The sequence below is a fragment of the Lysinibacillus sp. NPDC093190 genome (assembly GCF_050280425.1).
Lineage (GTDB): Bacteria > Bacillota > Bacilli > Bacillales_A > Planococcaceae > Lysinibacillus.
The window spans coordinates 85741-107491 of record NZ_JBNNVG010000004.1; the positions used below are offsets into that span (position 1 = coordinate 85741).

21 protein-coding genes and 1 pseudogene are annotated in these 21751 nt (G+C 34.9%); 3 read left to right on the top strand and 19 right to left on the bottom strand.

All coding sequences use genetic code 11. The features are described from left to right. Positions 1-70: 70 nt before the first annotated feature. Positions 71-493, bottom strand: coding sequence for a hypothetical protein (locus tag ACQKOF_RS05050; RefSeq protein WP_427554286.1), 423 nt, complete (start codon positions 491-493; stop codon positions 71-73). A 521-nt stretch (positions 494-1014) separates the two neighbouring features. On the opposite strand from ACQKOF_RS05050, the gene ACQKOF_RS05055 reads away from it, so the two are divergent. After that, on the top strand, positions 1015-1107 hold the full coding sequence (locus ACQKOF_RS05055; RefSeq protein WP_427554288.1) for a hypothetical protein: 93 nt from the start codon (positions 1015-1017) through the stop codon (positions 1105-1107). 496 nt (positions 1108-1603) lie between these two features. Here ACQKOF_RS05055 and ACQKOF_RS05060 read toward each other — a convergent pair whose 3' ends face one another. The 4 genes from ACQKOF_RS05060 to ACQKOF_RS05075 form a co-directional block, all read right to left on the bottom strand. Then, positions 1604-1921, bottom strand: coding sequence for a hypothetical protein (locus tag ACQKOF_RS05060; RefSeq protein ID WP_427554290.1), 318 nt, complete (start codon positions 1919-1921; stop codon positions 1604-1606). Between the two features lie 76 nt (positions 1922-1997). Further along, positions 1998-2189, bottom strand: a complete 192-nt coding sequence (locus tag ACQKOF_RS05065; RefSeq protein ID WP_427554292.1) for a hypothetical protein — start codon at positions 2187-2189, stop codon at positions 1998-2000. Between the two features lie 874 nt (positions 2190-3063). Further along, positions 3064-3261, bottom strand: a complete 198-nt coding sequence (locus ACQKOF_RS05070) for a hypothetical protein (RefSeq protein WP_427554294.1) — start codon at positions 3259-3261, stop codon at positions 3064-3066. Positions 3262-3541: 280 nt separating this feature from the next. Then, positions 3542-5677, bottom strand: a complete 2136-nt coding sequence (locus tag ACQKOF_RS05075) for an ATP-dependent helicase (protein ID WP_427554296.1) — start codon at positions 5675-5677, stop codon at positions 3542-3544. 560 nt (positions 5678-6237) lie between these two features. Here ACQKOF_RS05075 and ACQKOF_RS05080 point away from each other — a divergent pair. Beyond that, positions 6238-6600, top strand: a pseudogene (locus ACQKOF_RS05080) (FMN-binding negative transcriptional regulator); the annotation flags it as partial. A 48-nt stretch (positions 6601-6648) separates the two neighbouring features. Here ACQKOF_RS05080 and ACQKOF_RS05085 read toward each other — a convergent pair. The 5 genes from ACQKOF_RS05085 to ACQKOF_RS05105 all read right to left on the bottom strand — a co-directional run bounded on the left by ACQKOF_RS05085 (position 6649) and on the right by ACQKOF_RS05105 (position 10069). Then, complete coding sequence (locus tag ACQKOF_RS05085) at positions 6649-7167, bottom strand: GNAT family N-acetyltransferase (RefSeq protein ID WP_427554298.1); 519 nt, start codon at positions 7165-7167, stop codon at positions 6649-6651. A 94-nt stretch (positions 7168-7261) separates the two neighbouring features. Next, the gene (locus ACQKOF_RS05090) at positions 7262-8080 is read right to left on the bottom strand and encodes a radical SAM protein (RefSeq protein WP_427554300.1); all 819 of its coding nucleotides are present in this window, start codon (positions 8078-8080) and stop codon (positions 7262-7264) included. Positions 8081-8111: 31 nt separating this feature from the next. Then, positions 8112-8645 carry a methylated-DNA--[protein]-cysteine S-methyltransferase gene (gene adaB, locus ACQKOF_RS05095; protein WP_427554302.1) on the bottom strand — a complete coding sequence of 178 codons (534 nt, stop codon included), beginning with the start codon at positions 8643-8645 and terminating at the stop codon, positions 8112-8114. Continuing rightward, positions 8629-9267 carry a bifunctional transcriptional activator/DNA repair enzyme AdaA gene (gene adaA, locus ACQKOF_RS05100; RefSeq protein ID WP_427554304.1) on the bottom strand — a complete coding sequence of 213 codons (639 nt, stop codon included), beginning with the start codon at positions 9265-9267 and terminating at the stop codon, positions 8629-8631. The genes adaB and adaA overlap by 17 nt, the downstream gene beginning before the upstream one ends. An 88-nt stretch (positions 9268-9355) precedes the next feature. Then, positions 9356-10069: a 2OG-Fe(II) oxygenase gene (locus ACQKOF_RS05105; RefSeq protein WP_427554306.1), complete on the bottom strand. Its 714-nt coding sequence runs from the start codon at positions 10067-10069 to the stop codon at positions 9356-9358. Positions 10070-10237: 168 nt separating this feature from the next. Here ACQKOF_RS05105 and ACQKOF_RS05110 point away from each other — a divergent pair, with 168 nt between their 5' ends. Then, positions 10238-11149 carry a DNA glycosylase gene (locus tag ACQKOF_RS05110; protein ID WP_427554308.1) on the top strand — a complete coding sequence of 304 codons (912 nt, stop codon included), beginning with the start codon at positions 10238-10240 and terminating at the stop codon, positions 11147-11149. A gap of 252 nt (positions 11150-11401) precedes the next feature. Here the strand turns inward: ACQKOF_RS05110 and ACQKOF_RS05115 are convergent, their stop codons facing one another. The 9 genes from ACQKOF_RS05115 to arsA all read right to left on the bottom strand — a co-directional run bounded on the left by ACQKOF_RS05115 (position 11402) and on the right by arsA (position 21750). Beyond that, positions 11402-12025 carry a hypothetical protein gene (locus tag ACQKOF_RS05115; protein ID WP_427554310.1) on the bottom strand — a complete coding sequence of 208 codons (624 nt, stop codon included), beginning with the start codon at positions 12023-12025 and terminating at the stop codon, positions 11402-11404. Then, complete coding sequence (locus ACQKOF_RS05120; RefSeq protein WP_427554311.1) at positions 12022-12309, bottom strand: autorepressor SdpR family transcription factor; 288 nt, start codon at positions 12307-12309, stop codon at positions 12022-12024. The genes ACQKOF_RS05115 and ACQKOF_RS05120 overlap by 4 nt, the downstream gene beginning before the upstream one ends. A 916-nt stretch (positions 12310-13225) precedes the next feature. Beyond that, positions 13226-14152, bottom strand: a complete 927-nt coding sequence (locus ACQKOF_RS05125) for an ABC transporter ATP-binding protein (RefSeq protein WP_427554313.1) — start codon at positions 14150-14152, stop codon at positions 13226-13228. An 11-nt stretch (positions 14153-14163) separates the two neighbouring features. Continuing rightward, positions 14164-15375 (bottom strand): ABC transporter permease, encoded by a 1212-nt coding sequence (locus tag ACQKOF_RS05130; protein WP_427554315.1) that lies wholly within the window; start codon positions 15373-15375, stop codon positions 14164-14166. A gap of 16 nt (positions 15376-15391) precedes the next feature. Then, positions 15392-16516, bottom strand: a complete 1125-nt coding sequence (locus tag ACQKOF_RS05135) for an ABC transporter (protein ID WP_427554317.1) — start codon at positions 16514-16516, stop codon at positions 15392-15394. Positions 16517-17399: 883 nt separating this feature from the next. Continuing rightward, positions 17400-18293 (bottom strand): cation diffusion facilitator family transporter, encoded by an 894-nt coding sequence (locus ACQKOF_RS05140; RefSeq protein WP_427554319.1) that lies wholly within the window; start codon positions 18291-18293, stop codon positions 17400-17402. Positions 18294-18884: 591 nt separating this feature from the next. Continuing rightward, complete coding sequence (locus ACQKOF_RS05145) at positions 18885-19688, bottom strand: arsenite methyltransferase (protein ID WP_427554321.1); 804 nt, start codon at positions 19686-19688, stop codon at positions 18885-18887. Positions 19689-19702: 14 nt separating this feature from the next. Next, positions 19703-19984 (bottom strand): Fe-S cluster assembly protein HesB, encoded by a 282-nt coding sequence (locus ACQKOF_RS05150; protein ID WP_427554323.1) that lies wholly within the window; start codon positions 19982-19984, stop codon positions 19703-19705. Then, on the bottom strand, positions 19981-21750 hold the full coding sequence (gene arsA / locus ACQKOF_RS05155) for an arsenical pump-driving ATPase (protein WP_427554324.1): 1770 nt from the start codon (positions 21748-21750) through the stop codon (positions 19981-19983). Before arsA ends, ACQKOF_RS05150 begins: the two co-directional genes overlap by 4 nt. Position 21751: the final 1 nt, after the last annotated feature.

Sequence of the window (21751 nt, forward strand, 5' to 3'; positions counted from 1 at the left end):
CCGATATTTGATGCAATGTCTGCTAAATAATTCAAAAAGTTTAGGATAGAACGATGTTACCGACAACATTCTATTTTTTATTACGAATTACTACTTTTTCTTCTTCTCCTTCCCATTGAATTTGAATAGGCACGCTATTAGGAAGGGCATCACACGGTCCACCGCATTTTAAAAAAATTTCAAATTCCTCTTGGTTTTTAAATTCGCCATCGCCAAATGTTGGGTTGTGTGAAGATTCATATATTTCATATTTAAAATTTAATGGTTTATTTCCTTCTCCAATATAAGAGATAATATAGCGTCTATTGCTATCCATTTCGCTTACCATTTTTACATACCAATTATCACTTTTTCCTTCAAAATATTGTTTTTTAAATTCTGACTGACTTGTTTTTTTTTCATTTGTACAAGCACCAAGTATCATCATTAATACAAGACATCCAACCAGCAATAAAATTTTCTTAATGTCTACTCCAAAAGAAAGTCTATTCATAATTGGTCATCACCCTTTCAGATGAGAGAAATAAGTACTATTAATGGCTCTATGCTGTATGAAAAGCAGCTTTGCAATAAGGTCAACTGAATGTTCTCTTTCGTTCTACTTACTGTAAAAATTTATATTTCAGATAGATATAAATTGTACTGAATAACTACATTTCTTTATTTATATGTCATGCATACCTCATTTAAAATCTCCCAAAACAGAAAGTTAACACAATGTTTGCAACTTATGTATGTATTACTTATGTAATAATTTTTGCGAATATTGTTTAAATATTCTATAAAAGATAATTAACACACTCTTTTGAATGATACCATCCAATAATTAGAAGGTTATGACCAAGATATTTATATTATGTAAACTAAAATTATTTTTTGTGAAAGAATGCTACGTCAACTACCCATAATATCTATACTTTTCGACTTGCGATCTATATGACCTTGATGGATCTACAACAGCTATTTAACTATTTAGAACGCAACTAATCACGTTTTTCTATGCGAAATGAGACAATGTTTAAATTGTTAGTAACAACAGGTCTGAGGCGATCTGAACTCGTTTCATCAACTTGGGAACAAGTTGATTTAGTTAATGAAACGATTTGAATTGATGGAAAAGGGAAAAAAGAATGTATATTGCCCCCTTCATCCCGCTTCTGGTATCCTATAAAGCTTCTTTAAGAGCATATCAAATTTATCCATTAAAACCTGTTTTCCTAAATAAAAATCGTCAAGCACTAGATCCGCGGGTTTACATGTCATCTTTAAAGGCAGGCCTCCCACCTACCCGCTTCAAGCTACATCACTTACGGCCTCCTTTTGGAACATTGATGTTACAACAAAATATTTGAATAAGGACTTGTATTCGATAACATTGCATGTTCCATTTTTGAAAAAGTAAAACGAATTTTGTTGATCCTTAAATTCAATAATATAGTATGTTTTAATAGGTTATTATATGCCACTGGTAGTTGTTCATAGATCATTTCTAAATCCATTAGTTCACTAAACTTCTCTTCCATTTCTAATGCAGATTCAAGAACTTTTCCAATAAAATCTGTGCCGTTCGAAGCTGTTTCAATTCTTTAGAAAGTCTAAAGACCTAAAGACTGTCTTTAGAATGCAACCGAATAGAATTATCTTCAACCCCTATATCGTGGAATATGCCTGTTATCGAATAACGTAGCTCATGCGGCGTGAAATACTTATTTGTTTTAATTTTCTTTTTAACGTCACTTTTAATAGGTACTGGCATTTCAACAATCCATTCTAGATGTTCACGAATCTTTTTCACTATGTAATTCATTTGCTTATTGGCAAAAGCCTTTCCTTTTAATCCATAACGCAATGGATCATCTGGTGACTTTCCTTGTGCATAATCACAAAGTACAGCCATTGCTTTTGGTGGATTTGGAAGCAATCCTTCTCTATTTTTTGAATTAATAATTGGTGTTTTAATATACTATTGTTTTTTATTATCTTCTTTATCAAGAGTTCTAGCGATTTAACCAATTAATTAAATTCGTAGAACGTAATCCAGTATAAATATCCAACAGCAATGGTGCGAGAATGTTTACTCCATCTGGTTGTAATTCATGTGCTGCTTTATACACTTGATACAGTACCATAATATCTAAGTATTTCGAAAGATGCGTATCACCTGTAAAATCCTCAATGGTTACGTTCAAAAACGGATTATTATTTACAATCCCTTCATTTTAAATGACTAAAAAGTGAAGTCATTGTACTTTTTTTGTTGGTTTAGTGTACTTGGCTGATCGGATATAATATTCGTGTTTTATTCAATTGAAGAAGTATCCAGCCGATGGGCGAATAGCATTTCTAGAGTGAAAACACGAATGTTTCAATAGGTTTTGTATAAAAAGTTCGTTAATTATCCTCTGTCGAGATTTTTGCAAACAATCACCATCCACTAACTATATATCACGCAAACCCCTTTTTTCCAAACACTGTTTCTTAAGGATACTTGCTTTTATATAGAGATTAAAGATGTTTTATGTTTCGCTAATTCTCATTGCAAATAGGAATAGCAAGGCTACAGCCAAAACAATTACATTTCTTAATAAGTTGTAAATTAAAAGAATAAGTCGTTTAGACATCAACCAGTTGTGGAAAATTATGAATCCGCGATTGAACTAACCTGCCTAAATATTAACTTAATCCAATTTACCTCAATTATATCTTAGTACCTTAATCAGTATTTTTATGATGGGATTGTGGTAGCTGATGTGCTTTTCTTTTTTGTCCTACAGAACAGCGCTCAGACTATTCGAGAATGGGATAGAAGGATACTTGTTGGTGTGGAATAGGCTCAGGTCAGTGTGAAGGCAATTGAGATAAATGTTTGTAATCTAATATATCAATTTTGAAACCGTGATTACATTTCTGCTTATTAATCTTGTCACTATCACAGGATGGGCATATTCTTACTTTAACTAAATCTTCTTTAGCATCATCAAGATTTTTCGATGGGATTTCAATTTTTACAGTAACATCATAGGAATGATTGTCATTGTAAGTTATATCAAAAATTCCTTTCCATTACCAATCAAAAAGTGTATTCTGCCCATATTCACTTATTACTCTTTTATCAATATATGGGAATACAATATCTAAAATAATGTCCTCTGTTGTGACATACATTTCTTCTGCTTTTGGAATTGTTTCTGATTTAACAACTTGCGTAGAAGTAATAACAATAAATAAAACTCCTAATATGACTAAGTATTGTTTAACCATCAACACTCACCTCTGATTTATGTTTATTGCTTATTCTTCGTATATTGTTACTTTTTATTCAAAAACCTACTTCATTTGTTTAATAGCAACAATCTATAAGAAAACAGTCAAACATAAACAGCCTTAAGACACTGACTCTCTTTTTTCTCAATTTTATATACGCACATAACACACATACTTTGACACATTACGAAGTAAAGCCGGTTATTTTCCATCAAGGACCCCTACAAAATAGCACTACTATAAAAGCGTATTCGAAAAAATCCCGAATACGCTTCATTTAATCTTCCATCGTTTCTAAATAGCCTTGTTGTAAACATGTATCCGTCAAAAGCTTCTTAAGCCCCGTAGCAAATGACAATTCAATCGTACTACTCGTAACGGCTAAAATTTCTCCTTCTCCAAAAATCACATGCTTTACTTTTGAGCCAACGATTAACGCTGACTCGGTTGTAATCGTCCGCTCATTACGGTATTGCTTCAGAGCTTTCTTCGGCATTTCCTGCGGTGTGACGATTTGTTTTAACGCCTTCATGAAAATCGATGGCACCACACTTGTTTTAAAACGCTTACTATACGAAATTAGTTCCAAATGGCGAATCGCACGCGTGATACCGACATAAAAGAGTCGTGTTTCTTCCTCGATTTCTTCTTCTGCCTCACTAGGTAAAATCCCCTCAATCAAGTCAATCAAATACACACGGTCAAATTCCAAGCCTTTTGAACTGTGCAATGTTGTCAGTGTAATTGCATTCAATTCATTTTTTATATGAGACGATCGTGCTAAATTTTCAAGCTGCTTCAAACGACCCGCAAATTCGGTCATCGTCGGCGTATGACGAGCAATTAAACCAAGTACATTCACAATATCTAATAAATTTTCATAATTAAAACCGAGTTTCTCACTTATTTTCTTTAAGGTACGTTCATAACCAAAGTCATAACAGATATGCTCTAGCATGGCTGTTGGCGTCGTTTTATCAAATTGAATGCTATCATACGTTTTGCGAATCTGTTTAATATATTCAGGCTGATAATCCTTTAACTCAACATGCTCTAGCAACTGTGTGAATACACAGTCATCCTCCTGCACTTTCTGTAGCGCCTTCAATTGCGTGGGTGTAATATAAGCATTCATTTTTCTGTAAACTTTTTCAAATACCGTGATATTTTTTGTATTGTACGCTAGACGCATGAAGTTCTTAATATCCTCCACGACCCAATGCGTGAAAAAGCGAATCGTGGAATCTTTCATATAGAAAGGCAAACCAGCTCTGTCAAACACGTCCATAAGCGGAATGGCTGACGTATTATTTCGATATAAAATAGCCGTTGAGCCGCGCTTAGACACATTTTTCAATTGGTCCACTAAATATTTGGCCTGTAAATTGTAATTCTCTAGGATTTTAAACGAGATTGGCTCTGCTGCAGGATTTTCCGTAAACATTTGCTTGTTATAACGCTTTTTATTTCGCTGAATGAATATATTGGCTGGTTCTACAATCGTTGCAGATGAACGATAGTTTTGCGTCATAAGTAAAACATACGCCTCAGGATATATCTTTCGGAAATTCAACAAATAATCTGGCTCTGCACCGCGCCAGCTATAAATGGCCTGATCCTCATCTGCAACGACGCATAAATTTTGATGGACTGCGACGAGCTTTGCGATGATCGCATGTTGAACTGGCGATGTATCCTGACTTTCATCCGTTAAATAATAATCGTAGCGGCGTTGGTATTGCGCCAACACTTCTCGATTTTTCGTGAAAATATCATTTGCCATTAATAGCATATCGTCAAAATCAATTAACAAACGGTCACTACCTGTGCGTTTATATTCCTCATAACGCTGTAAAATCTCGACTTTTCTTGGTACCTTTACTTCTGCAATTGCCCATTCCTGTTCGGGCAGCATTTTATTTTTGATAAACGTTATGTACGTCAGTAGCTCGTCTAACTGATCTTCGGTAATTTTTGAGCCATTTAATTGTTCAAAAATCTCGCGAAGCACTCGTTTTTTTGAAACAACACCAGGCTTGTCCGATTCTTCAATGATGCCGTACGAAATGCCCTGACGTTCAAGTGTCTGCCGCACAACTTGAAATGCTAAACTATGAATCGTCGAAAAATCAACCGGTGGCAAATGCGGGAAAAACTTTGCAAAACGTGACTTCATATCACTGGCCGATGCCTTACTAAACGTAACAGCCTTTATGCGAGAAGGATTCACACCAAGCGCTTCAATCATATAGCCAATACGCATAATAATCGTCGTCGTTTTTCCTGAACCGGGTGATGCCAATAGTAACAGCGGGCCATTCGTTTGCAACACCGTCTGCGTCTGCACATCATTTAGACGAACACCAAGTGAACGCTCCTTTTCCTCAAAAAACGCTTTTTGCGCTCCGTTCATATCAATCGCTCCGTTCCAAAAAATCTATTCTTTATTATACCAAATGATGAGGATTCATCCGAGGAAAGCCGCACAATATTAAAGCAAAGAAAGAATAAATATAAGCGTCAAATAGCGCCCACCTGTGTTCAGGGGGCGCTATTGTTATCATAATTTAAATCATTATTTTTTCGACACCTTAAAGTTAGTCAGAATCTTCTCTGATCTGGGCATGAGCGCGTCTAACGCTGCGGTGTCCTGCACATCGATTGATGGTAATTGCTCTAGCGTATTGAATAGCTATTCTACAACTCAATATTGATCAAATTCTTCTTCATCTAAGTTAGCAAACTCAAGCAAAACTTTTGCTGGTTGTTTTTTTTGGGGGATCGCATAAAAAATTGACGTTGGATATAACTTTACACCTTCCATTTTTGCTCTTTCTATTAGTCACCTTCGGACATACTATTATTTGGTTCCAGCAGAATATGTAATCTACTACTAGCACCATAAATATTCACGTTATCTCCCATTATTTGATTCATTGCCTTTAATATTAGTTATATTTAATGGTCCATTATTCTTCTTGGTATGAAAAAGAAAATGTACCGACCTGGAATTATCAATCAGTTCATGTTTATGGAAAAGCAAGTCTCATGGAAGGAAATGAGTTAGAACAGGATTTGACTAATTTACTTGAAAAATATGAGAAATTTCGTGAAAATCCCGTATTGTGGGATAATCTTTCTCCTGAAATGTTACTACAAGAGATAAAAGGAATAAAAGGATTTAGAATTAGAATAAAAGAAGTTCAAGCTGCCTATAAATTAAGTCAAGATCGTAATGCTACTTATTACGCAAATATTATAAGCAAGCTTTATAAAGAAGAGGATCCTAATGCTTCTGCAGTGGCAGAAGCCATGAAAAAAATAGAAAATGACTAAAATAGAATGCAGAAATGTTATTATATCAACGTTTCTGCCATAAATATTTTATATAAGTGTTTTTGTCATGATGATATCAATTTGTTCTTCATCACCCATATAAAATGAGTGAGCCCCAGTTTGGATAAAACCTATTTTCTTGTAAAAACCTATGGCATTATCATTCTTTTCCCAAACACCTAACCAGATGCTTTTTTTGTTTTGTGCTACCGCTATTTCCATCGCTTTGTTGATTAAATGTTTTCCAAGTCCTTTTCCTTGATATTTATTTCTAATGTAAATTCTTTCAATTTCTAGTGATTCATCCACCATTTGCTCTGATTGAGCCTCATTGACATTTACCTTTAAATAGCCAGCAGTTTCTTCGTCGTAATAGATGAAATAGAACTCCGAATTTGGATTGGACAATTCTTTCTCCAGCCGTATAGTATTAAATGCTTTCTCCAAATAAGTTTTCATATTTTCAGGTGAATTCTGATCTTTAAATGTGTCATTGAATGTTTCGATACTGACTTCTTGTAGTTTTATTAAATCTCCTATACTACACTTAGCTAATTTTACAGTCATTGATTACACTCCTTTATAGTTAACTCTCTATAAATTTAAGTTATTTTTATTGTATTTGCAATAAAAAATATGCATGTAATCACTTCCTATTTTTTTACGGCTCGAACCCAGCCTGGCTCACATAAACGTGATTTTCCGGAAAAATTTCAATAAATCGATTATATACTTTTTTAATTACATCTGGTCCATACCATTCTTCTAAACCAAGTTGGGCATATTTTTCCTCAATATCAAGTTTTCTTGTGCGTTTTCCACCACTGCCATCGCCCATGAAGTAGTCATCAATACATATCCGATCGACGAATGGCTTCAACTTCTCAGGAAAATATTCCCCACTTGGTAAGATGGGGGCTATAGCAACTTGGGTCGGTATTCCCGCAGCTGCTAATTTTTCCAATGTCTTAAAGCGCGCCTGGATTGGGGGTGCCTTTGGAGTAAAATGTTTACGTATCGTTTCCGAATCTGTCTCAATAGTCATACTTACTCGAACTTTATCTTTAAAATGTTGCAGCAAATCGATATCTCGACTTACAAGTGGGCTTCTAGTCTGTACAAATAGGAAGTCAGGGGGATCTTCTACCATAACTTCTAGTAAAGATCGCGTCACTTTTTCCTTATGCTCTATTGGTTGATACGGGTCTGTACTTGATGACATAAAAATGGTTACATTCCCTTTGGCTTTGGCGCGATGAAGCTCCTTTTTTAATAAATTCGCAGCTCCGTTTTTAACATCGACCCAATTTCCCCATTCCCCTTCTCGAAAAAGAGATACAGGCATTTCGCGTACATAACAATAGGAACACCCGAATGAACAGCCTGTATAAGGATTTAGTGAATGAGTATATCCAGAAAGAAAGCCAGTCCCTTTATTCAGAATGGTTTTCGGACTTTTATAGAATAATTCACTTTTCATGACGTAACCTCCATTTATTGTACGGCAATAATTACTCATTGCTAGATGAAGCTCGCTTTTCTAGATCTAGGAGCAGTGTCTTCATTTCTAATCCGCCCCGATAGCCAGTTAATGAGCCATTCTTTCCTATTACACGATGGCACGGTACAGTAATTAATACCGGATTAGCCCCAATAGCCGCGCCTATAGCACGAACAGCTGCTGGTTTATTTATAGCATTTGCTATGTCGGAATAGGATTTCGTCTGTCCATAAGGAATTTCACAAAGTGCATGCCAGACTGCTAGCTGAAATTGCGTACCTACGTACTCAAATGGAACAGTAAAGGTTTTTCGCTTTCCTTCTAGATACTGAGTGATTTCAACGACATAGGGTTCCAGCTTTTCATCATCTTCAACAAGAGGACTTCCTGGAAAGCGTTTCTTAGCCCAATCGAACAATTCCTCGAATGGTTTGTTCTGTGACCCTACAAACACAAGCCCCTTTGAAGTTGAAGCAATATAAAAATTCCAATCTTTAAACTTTAGTAAAGACCAATAAAGGGTTGGTTTATTCTTTGTTTCCATTGTACTTTTCCTCCATTTTACTCATTTGACGAAATTGTGCTGGTGTCTGTCCAGTTTTCTTTTTAAATAAAGTAATAAAATAAGGCGCGTTAGCAATACCCACACATATGGCGATATCTCCAATCGCTTTATTTGTCTGAATCAAATACTTTTTAGCCGCGTGTACTCTAACTTGTTGTATATACTCAACCGGCGTAATGCCTTTAATCTTTTTAAATGTTCGATGCATATGATACGGACTCCCATGACAAATAGTTGCTAACGATTCTAGCGTTAATTTTTCTGTGAAATTTTTATCAATGTATTCAGTAATTAAATCAACCCACTCGCTATCAGGCAGGTTTTCATTAGTGGGCTTGCACCGTTTACAAGGGCGAAAATTTGCGCGGATAGCTTGTTCTGCGTTTGGAAAAATGCATACATTTTCTTTGTTCGGAACGCGAGATTTACAGGATGGTTTACAGAATATCCCTGTTGACTTTACAGCGTAGAAAAATTGATTATTGTACGCTGCATCATTATTTATAATTGCTTGCCACTTTTCATTTGTTATCATTTCTACATCATTCGAAATTCTATGATCATGGCTCTCTTTATGTCCGTTATTGATACTATCCAGCATTTAGCTCACCTCTCCTTACAATATACTCCCTATAAATTCAGAATGTACAATTCTGGGAATGGAATAGCAAGATATTGAAGTTTAATTTTTATTTAGAATCGTGAAAAATGATTCCAAGACCGTATCGTTCTCCAGAAGTAACCGTGCTTACTCCGTGACGAACCGTATTTTTGTAAAATCCTCTTTTACCTAGAACTGGTCTATGGTTAGTCGGAAAAATCAGCGCACTGCCTTGTTCTAAAGTAATTACATGTCCCCTACTCTGAGCACGAGGAATTTGTTCCACTAATAGAGATTCTCCACCGCAAAAGTCTTTATCTCGTTGATTTAACACAAATACTACTTGAAACGGGAAAAATATATCGCCATATAAATCTTGATGCAAACAATTAAACCCGCCTGTTTCATACTTTAATATTAAAGGTGTCGGTCTAGTTTGTTCATATTCTTCACAGGTGTTCAAAAAATCTTGAAGATGATCTGGAAACTGTTCTGTTTTCTTTAAATAACCCAACCATCGATTGGCTGTTTTGGCCAATTCAAGATAAAAAGACTCTCTTAAACTTTGGATGATTTCAGGTAATGGATAGGAAAAATATTTGTACTCCCCATTCCCAAAGCGGTATCTCGTCATATTGATTGTCGTTCTGTATGACTCTTCCTCACAATACAACTCTATGAAGAATTCACATTCCTCTTTTGTTAAAATCGCTGGAAGCTTTGCAAATCCTTGCTCATCTAATTCATTTTGAATTGAATCCCAATTTAAATTTTCGATACGTGTTTTTATAGCTTGGACCAATTTTATCACTCCTATTTAACATTCTTGATAACTAACACTATAACCTCATAAATAGAAAAAAATAAGGTGTTTAGAATGTAATAGCAAGATAACAAAATTAGTAAAGATTATTATGTGATAAAGTAAAATTGCAATAGAAAATCGTAATAAGATGAGGAGAATGAAAAAGTGACATGGTATGAAGTCAATGATGATATTGTAATCACACTACCTGAAAATTTCGACATGAATGCAAACCTAGCCTATCTAACAAGGGAAAAAAATGAATGCATGTATGAAATAGAGAACGATATCATTACAAAAGTTATAGCCATTGGGGAAATTCGGTCTTTAGTACAGGTAAGCGTAATCAATAATAAACAAATGGTTGTTCAATTCCTAAATGATTCTAGACCTATTGAAAAGTGGAAACGGGAAGAGATTGTAAAATATATTCATGAATGGTTTGATCTTGATAACGATTTAACGCCATTTTATGAAATGGCAAAAGCAGACCCATTACTTAAAATGCCTGCCCAAAAATTCTATGGATTGCGAGTTGTCGGCATTCCCGATTTATTTGAAGCTTTATGTTGGGGAGTTTTAGGGCAACAAATTAACTTAGCCTTCGCGTACGCCTTAAAGAAGCAATTTGTAGAAGGATTTGGCGATTCTATCGAATGGAATGGGAAAAAGTATTGGGTGTTCCCACCGTACGAACGAATTGCACAGTTAACACCTACCGACCTAGCAGATATTAAAATGACGGTAAAAAAAAGTGAATATATCATTGGAATTGCCAAATTAATGGCAAGTGGAGAAATATCGAGGGAAAAATTAATGACAATGAACTTTAAAGATGCTGAAAAGAACTTAATTAGAATACGAGGAATCGGTCCTTGGACAGCCAATTATGTTCTAATGCGCTGTCTCAGGTTCCAGACAGCTTTTCCAATCGATGATGTGGGTCTTATTAATTCGATAAAATTATTACGTAATATGGACCGAAAGCCTACGAAAGATGAAATCTTAGAAATATCGTTACCATGGAAAAACTGGGAATCATACGCTACCTTTTATTTATGGCGTGTCCTTTACTGATTAATTACAACTTAAACCAGAATGTACTCAATAAAAAGAGAATGAAATTAAAACCAATCTTGTTGACTGACCTAGTTAGGCATTAATCTTTTTACTCATAGCTTTTCAATCCCAAGTGTATTTCTCTAGTTGTGTTTCTAAATCATACAAAAATATACCCTGCAGGTAGACTTTTTTAGGTGTCTACTCTACAGGGTACACTTTTAAATAACTGAGGCATGATCTTTTTTAATAATCTCAGAGCACGTCTCTTTATCCTCGTAGCAACTTGTAATACCCAATGATAGAGATAATTACAGTAAGCAGCAGCAGAGTAATAAAGACCGGTAAAGATGCGCCGCCAGGGACGAGTGTACTAACCAGCATGATGAAGCCGCTTGCTACATATACCCGACCCATGAAAAGGTGAGACTTGCGAATTTCGATCCCGTTATCGGTATCGTATACGGAAGCAGCCAGGCTAGATCCTAAATTTCCTCTCACTCTCGGAATAAAATTACCGATCACAATGAACACAGCGCCTGTAACTAGAGGAGCAATGATATCCACGTTAAACGGAATACCCATGCCATAGGCCAATACCAGACCGTGAACTGGCAGAAGGATAAGAATGATGCCGTTCAGAATCGCATTAACTGGTTCAACGGAGCGCGGGCTTTTTTTATTCAATCCAAGCTTCTGTATCAATGCCATACAGACAAGCACAAGAATCATCATTACGGGAATCATGCTCACCAAAAACTCTCTGGGAGTAGCGGTAGAATCACTTTGATACTTTGAAGTGGAAATAATGCTTTCAGGAAGCTGTGGGTAGCTCCATACACTTGCTATCACAGCTATAATGAAAAGCAACAACGAAAACAAATACTTTTTCATAAATTTTCCTCTCCCTTTCCCTTGCCATTATTGAATTGCATAAACCACTTCATTACTTCCTGTAATACAGTAGTATTGATGGAGTAAATAACATGCTGTCCTTGCCTTTCGTCCCATACCAATCCACCTTGCTTGAGCAAGCTAAGATGATGAGAAATTGCAGGCTTTGTCATCTGAAAATGATCGGCAATTTCCCCAGCCGTTAAATCCTTATCCATGAGTAGATCAAGAATTTTGCGTCGGGTCGGGTCGGAGAGCGCTTTGAATGTAAGATTTAACGTCATATTATCACCTACCTTTCTTGTCTGATTTAAACATTTAAATAATTATTTAATAATTAAATTAAACCACGCCGGTATCTTTTTTGTCAATATGCAAACAACCAGATATAACCAATAAATTGTTCAACCGTTCGAATATGAATTTGTTCAGGATATATTTCAAACCGCCCGCAAACAGATAATTTATAGCCCTCCTGCAGCTGATACTGCTTGCAGTGATAGTCGGCATTGAGGTTTGCTAGCCCCTTTACTCCCTTCACCCTTGTAAATCTCTATTTCCTATCTTATTTTCTTGAGTAAAAGCGTTGGCATATTGAATGCACTCGAAAAATTCTTCCCCATAATAAAACCATTAGAATGAATAGTGGGAGTAATATGGCAACGACTATCAATGCTGGATTCCCATTACCTGAAGTAGTACCTGGGCTCGCAGTCATTCGGTTAATCAAATAAAACAGTAACAGTACTACTAAACTTGTTATAAAAAGTGTAAGCTTTGCACCTTTCAAATTAACATCCCCTTTCAAAGAGTATATAATTAAACAAAAGAGGCTGGGACATAACTAAATGGTTCCTTCATAAAGCCGAATAATCTCTAAATTTACAAAACACGATAAATAGAAAAACCGAACTATTTCGAAACACCATGAGCGTTTCATTGGATAGTTCGGTATTTTTGTTGGCTGAAACACTTTTGTCTCAGCCTCTTTATTTTGCTAATATTGCATACATGTAAAATAAAAATCTTGTACTAGGTTACTCCAGTCAAAGGCTCTAACCACCATCAGAATCTTCAAATTCAGCCATTAAATTATCGTAATTTGAACCAATTAAGTACATCTAACACCAACAACGAAAGGATATTTAAATCCTTCACTACAAGAATGTGCAGACTTGTTCATGGACGAGTCTTACTTGTTTAACTGGCTGTCACATTTTTATCTTCATGATAATACATTGAATACAAATCATTTAATGTAACTTTCCCGAATGCAAAATCCACCACATTTCTCTCAACTAAAAAAGATGTAAGCGAACTTAATAAACTTGCTTCAGAACTTGGTAAATGAATTAGTGACATTCCATTTGTAAGTGTTTGAAGTTTTATGTTTGGAAATAGCTCGTGAAGTTGTTTTTTGGTATCATTCTCCATGTTTTTTACTCGAATAGTTTTAATATGCGCTTGACTAAAACCTTCTATTACTTGATTGGTATCAACTAGCTTTCCTTCGTTAAATAAGAAAATTCGGTCTGCGTACTTCTCTAAATTATCAAGTAAATGGGAGGCAATAATAATAATCTTACCTTCTGCCTTTTTCTTTAATAATATTTTCGAAATAATTTCTACATTATTTGGATCAAGTCCGTTCATTACTTCGTCCATCATCATAATTTCCGTATTTGTGACAATTTGCATTGCAAAACATAAACGCTGGCGCATACCAAGGGAATAAGTGCCTGTTTTTTTATTCACATAATGCCCCATATTTAATGCTTCGATTGTTTCGTCAATCAGTTTTAAATCCGATTGCCACATTGTTGCAAACATTTTTAAATGCTCGCGCCCACTTAAGTGATTATACAAGTCACTTTGGTCTGGCATCATCGTCACGAATTTATGAATTTTCACTTCGTTTGATTTATTCGAGTAACTTAGCCCATCTTTAAATACTACTTTTCCTTTCAGAGGTTTCACATAATTCATTAACACATTCATAAATGTGGATTTTCCCGTTCCATTTGGTGCAACAAGCCCAATCATTTCTCCTTGCTCAAATGTCATTGAAATATCATTTAACACATTAATTTTCCCAAATTGCACGGTAATATTTTGAATTTCAATCATCTTTATCCCTCCTATTTTATTAGCTTATATCGCCTATTCAATGCAATAAGTATCATTAAAAAAATAACAACCCCTGCTAGTCCAAGCAACAACTGTAATCCTAAAGTAAAATCTAACTGATTGTTCATATAATAAAAATTTCGCCTTTTTGAAATAATTTGTCCGACTTGAATGTAAGATGTCGGATAGTTTTGAACGTCCCAAAAATAACCGACGTAACGGCTGGAATAAAAATTCTCGCCGAAAATAAGGAGCAAGCCAACAGCGAAATTTACCATCTCACTGCGGAATATAATACTGCATAATAGCACAACGTTGATTATGACGATAAACCAGGTAACAAGCAAAATGAAGGAGTGTTCTAAAAACGTACCTAATGTCATCATTTCAAATTTACCGTCCACACGCCAATCGAGATGAGCTGCATACACAGGAGATGGTAAATTGAAATTCCCAAAACCGGATTGTAAGCCTATGATAAAGAAGCCAACTATAAGCGGTACAAATAATACTACGCTACCTAGTAGAGCAACGAACATTTTCACAAGTAGCTTTTTCCAATCACTAATTGGAAATCCCTTTAAAATAGATGGATGACGTCGATCTTTTTTAACAATATCAATTGATAAAAGAAGTACACAGACAATTAATATAATTGGAAGTACTCCCTTTAATAAGCGTTCGAACGTTTGAAGCGCTGTGCGTTGCTCGAAAATTTCCAATGATAACTCATAATCTGCTTTCGAATAAGAATTATACCGGTCAGCCTGCTCTAAATAGGCGTAAAAGGCATCATCTGCTGCATACTTGTTATTTTTTATAAAATACTTTGAGTTATATGAAAATGCCTCATTTCTATATGTAAACGAATTCGTAAAGTAGTACCAATCGCGAGTTAAATCTGCATATTTTTTTAAATTCCCCTCATCCAATGCATCTAATCTTTTTTTATCGATAGGGTTAATTTCCTTAAATATTTCAATAGCATAAATAACGGAAGGATGAACAGCATTTAAATCTTGTCCCTCCATATGATGTAAAAATTCCTGACGTGTTAAATAGCGCGCCTCAATTTCATCATAGTCAACACTTTCGATTGGATTGTAAGTTGGCGCTATTTTAAATACATAAAAAAAGGTTGCAAAAGCAAGCAAAAAATAGATTGCTAAGTTTTTCTTATTCGTAAAAAACTGCTTGAATTCAAATTTAAAATAACTCCACATGCTTATAAGACCTCCCCTATGTCCTATTGATTTTTCCTGTTGAGAAAAATGTTTTAATAACGAATAACATTAAAATGATACTTATACAGATGATGATTAAGCCTAAATTCATAGTAATATCAACAGGCTTCGCTAAATCTACTGGTACGCCTCGTAAAATATCATTGAAGTTCATAAAATTAAAAGGATTATAGGGCATTAAACTAATAAGAGATGGAAAAATCATCGGTAAAAAGAATACAATAAAGTGTACAAATAATGTTAAATACATATTTTTCAGTAACACATTTAAAATAATCGACAACAGCATGACAAAAATTGAAATTACTATCATATAACCAACGCTCATTGCAATATATTGAATCGTAGATATTAATGTGGCATTTCCTACATATATCCCTACAGGCTCTAATGGGTTACCAAGTCCATTTATGATCCACAATGGAATTGCACAAATAAAAATGAGCAAAATGCTTGTAACTATGGATAAAAAAGCAATAATACATTTAGATAAAATATAGTGATCAAATCGAACAGGAAAGCCCTGAATTATACTAGAATGCTCAAAGTCATCTAGTAAAATAGAACTTGTATGGAAGCTAATAAATATGTACCAACCTGCCCCGACGTGAAGAAAGAAAAATAATAAAAACGGCATGTACTGAAATAAATCGGATATTATATACTTTCCTTCATCAATCATCCTCTTAAAATAAAGGTAGTCCATAGAATTTTGCAATTTAGAAGGCAATAATTCTGCAATATTTTCGTATCCTTCTAATTCGAATGCCTCTTGTCTTAATTTTGCGAGTTGAAGTGAAGTCTCATAATACATAGATTGTTTGTCCATCGTTAATGCTGCTATTTGTAAAGCAATATTGCTTTTTTGCTTAGTTAAATTTTTATATAAGTCGCTTCCGTCACCTGATTCTGAAGCATCTTTAACTTGAAACTTTGATAGTATAGCTTGTGCTGAATAATAATCACCCTTTTTCTCGACAAGCTGATTACCAAGGATTTGTGCATTTATATAAAACATAAAGCCAAAAACGATAATGATAACAGCGACTAGTGCGACTAAATTTTTCCGATTCGCTCGCTCAATAACTAGACCTACTTTTAATGCTCTTAACACCGGCATCCTCCTCACTTTTTAATGAAAGCATTTACATTACATGATAAGGTATTGTGGATATTTTTTCAATTTTTAGATTTTAAAGGTTTAATATAAAGTTTGTATATGTAGAATATTCAATTGTTTGATTAAAGCAGGTGTTTTTTACAAAGTGAAGAAGTACTTATATGGGGATATGATCAATTCAACGATTAACGATTATGGAAGAAGAGATAGAATAAAAAGGGGTGATGATAAGGTGAAAATAAAAACAATTTTTTTTTATTTATTTGTTCTATATGGTTAGTGGCTTGTAACAGTAATAAAGTAACAACAAAAACTATAGAAATTCAAGAATTAATTAATTTCGAAGAAGTAAAACCCGACACATTACAATTAATATCTGATGCGAAGGATATTAAAGTTATAGAGAAAACATTTAAAAAAGCTAGAGAATTCGGTGAAGTAGATAACAAAATAGTTCCGCAATATAAGATCAAACTAAACGATGATGAATTCTATTTATGGATTGACAATACAATTACAGGGACAATAGCAAACGTAAATAGTAGAAATATGTTTTACAATATCCTAGCTACCGACGAATTTAAAATGGTCATTAATTATCAAGAACAAAAATAAATTACTTCTAAAAAAATGATCAAGGCAATCTTTCTGTTAGAATGAAAAAAGAGCATAGCCTTTACTTTATGTAGTAAAAAACATGCTCTTTAAGTAATTATTCAATTTATATAATAGAAGTTTTATTTACGTCTTTTATTAAATTTAGTTTTATTGGATTCAGTCAGTGTGCTCCTCAGTTATTACATCGATAGCATTCAGATTTACCCGTGCGCTTATTACCAACACTTTAAGCTGCACTCTTTTGTAAGTTACTTTTAATCAGGTTCTATTCCATATAGTAAGGATTAATATGAATAAGGACTTCCCCTACATCTGGATATTTATTTAATATTTCATTTTTTATATCACGAGCTATATCATGGCCTTGTTTAATTGTTAAATCATGATTAAGTGAAAGACGGACGTCTAGAATCTTATAGTGACCGTGTTCTCTTGCACGGATTTTATCTATTCGTTTTACTTGATTAAATTCATGAATAGTGGCTTGATATCCGTCTAAAAGATACTGATCTACGCTTTTTTCCATTAAAACATCAACAGAAGGTTTAATTAATTCCATTGCGATTTTAAAAATAAAGTAAGCTACTAAAGCACTTGCAATAGCGTCCGCGTATAATAAAAATGGCCATCCAATTGCATTTCCTATAATCGCTAAGAGGACTCCTATAAATGCTGCAAGGGAAGCAACAATATCACCTTTATGATCATAAGCAATCGCTATAATAGCTTTACTATTCCACTTTTTCCCCTGTTTTATGGAGTATCTATATAATATTTCTTTCGCTATGTAAGAAATTATGGCTACTATTAATGCACTGTACTGTGGTACACCGGGTTTATCAAAAAATGCTAAAATTGCTTCTACTAATATATATAGTGAAACTAATATTAATATAATTCCAACGATTGCTTCACTAATCACCTCTGCCTTACCATGTCCAAAGGGATGATCCTTATCAGGTGGTTTATTAGAGATACCTACAACTGTTAGCACAGCAATCGAAGCTACTACATCTGCCCCAGAGTGAATTCCATCTGCAAATACAGCCTCACTACCCCCAAAAAGACCAAAGAAGATTTTACCTATCATTAGAATTAGGTTTGATACAAGTGCAATCCATGCAACTTTTTTACTAATTTGTTCTCTCTCACTAACCATTTATTTCTCCTCCGATTAAGGTTCTTATAAATAAAAATAAGCGAAGATTTCTCCTCAAATACCCTTAATCTTCTTCCTTCAGTTAATACTCAACTATGATATCAGACGAATATCGAGTGGGTCTACAGCAACCTTTTTTACCATTACTAAATAAATTTAGAGCATAAAAATAAGTTGCCTCAGACCAAATTAGTAACTCGTATTTACTGTGATTTTCTCATTCAGAAAATCCTTCAAATGGATTCTTCATTACTTAGTAATTGCAAACATTTATGAGAGGTTTTTGATTGGAATATATTGTATTTAGTGGAATTGGGAGTGTGTATAGTAATATCAACTATTAACAAGAAAAATGATATTCCAACCTTTGTATTTATCGAACAGCTACGCTGGACCTTATGTAATGTTAAGTGTTTTCATAAATAAATCCTTCTTCTCTATAAATTTTTCAATATAAGCATTCTCTTATATACAGTGTATTTTTTACGTCTAGCACGAAGCTAGACGTAATTATTTATTTTCAAATAGGTTGTGAGGCAATTAACATACCTATGTTAAACCTAGCACGGTTCAGTCATCGCTATTTATCACCTATTTAACGGCTTGAATAATAGCTGAGACAATATAATTTTCTAAATCATAATTAGGTTCCCATTCACGGATAAATTCTTTTGAATCATCTTTTGGTTCAATTGAGATATTTGTAAAGCCTGCATCCTTTAAAAGTACTTCATATTCTTCAATTGAAATAGCACCAGAGATACATCCGGAATATAAATTCATATCTGTTAAATAACTCTCTGGTAAGGCTGCCGTTAGAACAACATCTGAAATCGCTAAACGACCACCTGTTTTTAAAATGCGGTAAGCTTCTCTAAATACCTGTGGTTTGTTTGGAGATAGATTGATCACACAATTTGAAATGATTATATTAGCTGTATGATCCGAAACAGGCATATGCTCAATTTCACCTAAACGAAATTCTACATTTTCAAAGCCTGGTTTTTCTGCGTTACGACGTGCCTTTGAGATCATTTCAGGTGTCATATCAATGCCAATTACCTGACCTTCTTTCCCTACCTTTGGTGCAGCTAAGAAGCAATCGAAACCACCTCCAGAACCTAAATCAACAACAATTTCTCCAGGTTTTAAATCCGCGATCGCTTGTGGATTGCCACAGCTAAGTCCCATATTGGCTCCATCAGGAATAGAAGCTAGTTCTTCCTTTGTATAGCCCATTTTTTGAGAAATTTCTTCAATGGAAATATTTTGATTGTCATTCGGATTACAACAGCTAGAGGCTGGTGTACAGCATCCTTGTGTACTGTTTAATTTTAAGGCTACTTTCGTATAATTTTCACGTACATTCGTACGAATATCGTCTTCTCTCTTCATTATAAAATCACCTCTTAGCAAGATTTTGGCGAATATCCTAATAACACTAAACCTAGTTCGCCATTCTCTTCTTCTGCATGAATTGTGACTTCTGTTAATTGTAGTGCAATATCAGGATGGATGGCAACTTCGATACCTTCAATTGTTTCTACAGCATCTTCATCTGTAGGTGCTTCTAAGCCCACACCTAAATTAACGCCACAGCATCCTGGAATGCCAAAGAAGCGCAGTGTTTTCACCTCAGAATCAGCTAATACTTGCTCTAAATAATTTTTACCTTCTGGACTTATTTTCATTTGAATGTCTCTCCTTTAAGTTCATGTAAACCTTTTGTTCCAATTGGTGGCGTTTTTACCCATGGGATCGCCACGAATTGATTGTTGCTGATAGATTTAATTTCTTCTAACCATTTTGTTTCAGCTTGTTGCTTTTGTATTAATGTTGGACTAGTTGTTTTAATAGATGAAAATGTCTGATTGACAACCCACCAATCAACAGACAATCCAGCACGCTGTAAATCTTCCTGTAATCGTGTTGCTTCAAAAACAGGTGTTGCTTCAGGAAGTGTTACGATTGCTACACTTGTATAACTCGCATCACGTAACCGTGGTAACAGGCTTGAAACAGCTGAAGGGATGTCACCTTGCGAACGGCTTATCTCACGATGATAAGCTTCTGTCGCATCTAGTAACAACAACGTATGGCCAGTTGGTGCTGTATCAATAATAATGACTTCATCTTGATGATTTTCTACAACATTGGCAAATGCTCGGAATACGGCAATTTCCTCAGTACAAGGAGAAGCCAAGTCTTCTTTCACAAATGCTAAACCTTCTTCATTCATCGTTTCACTTGCTTTTGCAAGCACTTCTGCTTCATAATTTGCAACTTCTACTTTCGGATCAATACGGCTTACCGTTACATTTTTAACTTGGTCATCACCGAACGTCCAATTTAAATGCGCTGCTGGATCAGTCGTAGTTAAATGCACGTGCATACACTCTTCTGCTAAGCGTAGGGCAATATACGAAGCAACTGTTGTTTTACCAACACCACCTTTACCCATTGTGAAAATAAGCTTCGGTTTTCGTACTAAATAATGAGTAATCATTTCCTCAACTTCTGGAATTGTAATACCTTTTTCTGATTCATTTTCATTTGTGATAACCTGATCTGTCATCCATGCTTGCATACGCTCAATATTTGATAATGAGTAAGGTACAAACGGTAAGTAGTATTGTTCAAATTGTTTTAACTCTTTAGGAATCATCTCTAATGCTTCAGTTTGGCGTGCAATGAATGCTTTCTCCATTTCATCATTCGAAATAAGATTTTTCATGTACCCATTAATTAATAAAACCTGATTTTGAATACCGATTTCAAACAGTTCATGAGACGCACGTGTTGCTTCTTTTAAAGGGTTCTTGTCTGGACGTGTCACAAGCATTAGTGTCGTTTGATTGGAATTTTTCAAACGTTCAACTGCCTCTTTATAGATTTCACGTTGTGGCTCTAGTCCTTTTAATGGACCTAAACACGAAGTACCAGTAGTGTTATCATCTAAAAATGTAGACCATGCAGAAGGTAGTTGTAATAGACGTAATGTATGCCCTGTTGGAGCTGTATCAAACACGATTGTGTCGAAATTTTCAACCACTGAACTATCTGTTAATAGTGATGCAAATTCGTTAAATGCAGCAATTTCAACTGTACAAGCGCCTGAAAGTTGTTCCTCCATGTTTTGTAGCACCACATCAGGCAGTTTCCCTCGGTACGGGCCAACCATTTGCTCTTTGTAATGTTGTGCTGCTTGTTCAGGATCTAAATTTAACGCAAATAAATTGTCTATGCTTTCAATTTTGGTAGGGGTATTAGAAAGTGTTTGACCGAAAATATCTTGTAAGTTGGATGCTGGATCCGTACTAATTAGTAGCACCTTTTTTCCTTCACCTGCAAGTGCTATTGACAAGCTACAAGCAACAGATGTTTTTCCAACGCCCCCTTTCCCTGTGAAAAAGAGAAAAGGTGTATCAGGAAATTGACTTCTTGTAAAGCGTTCCATT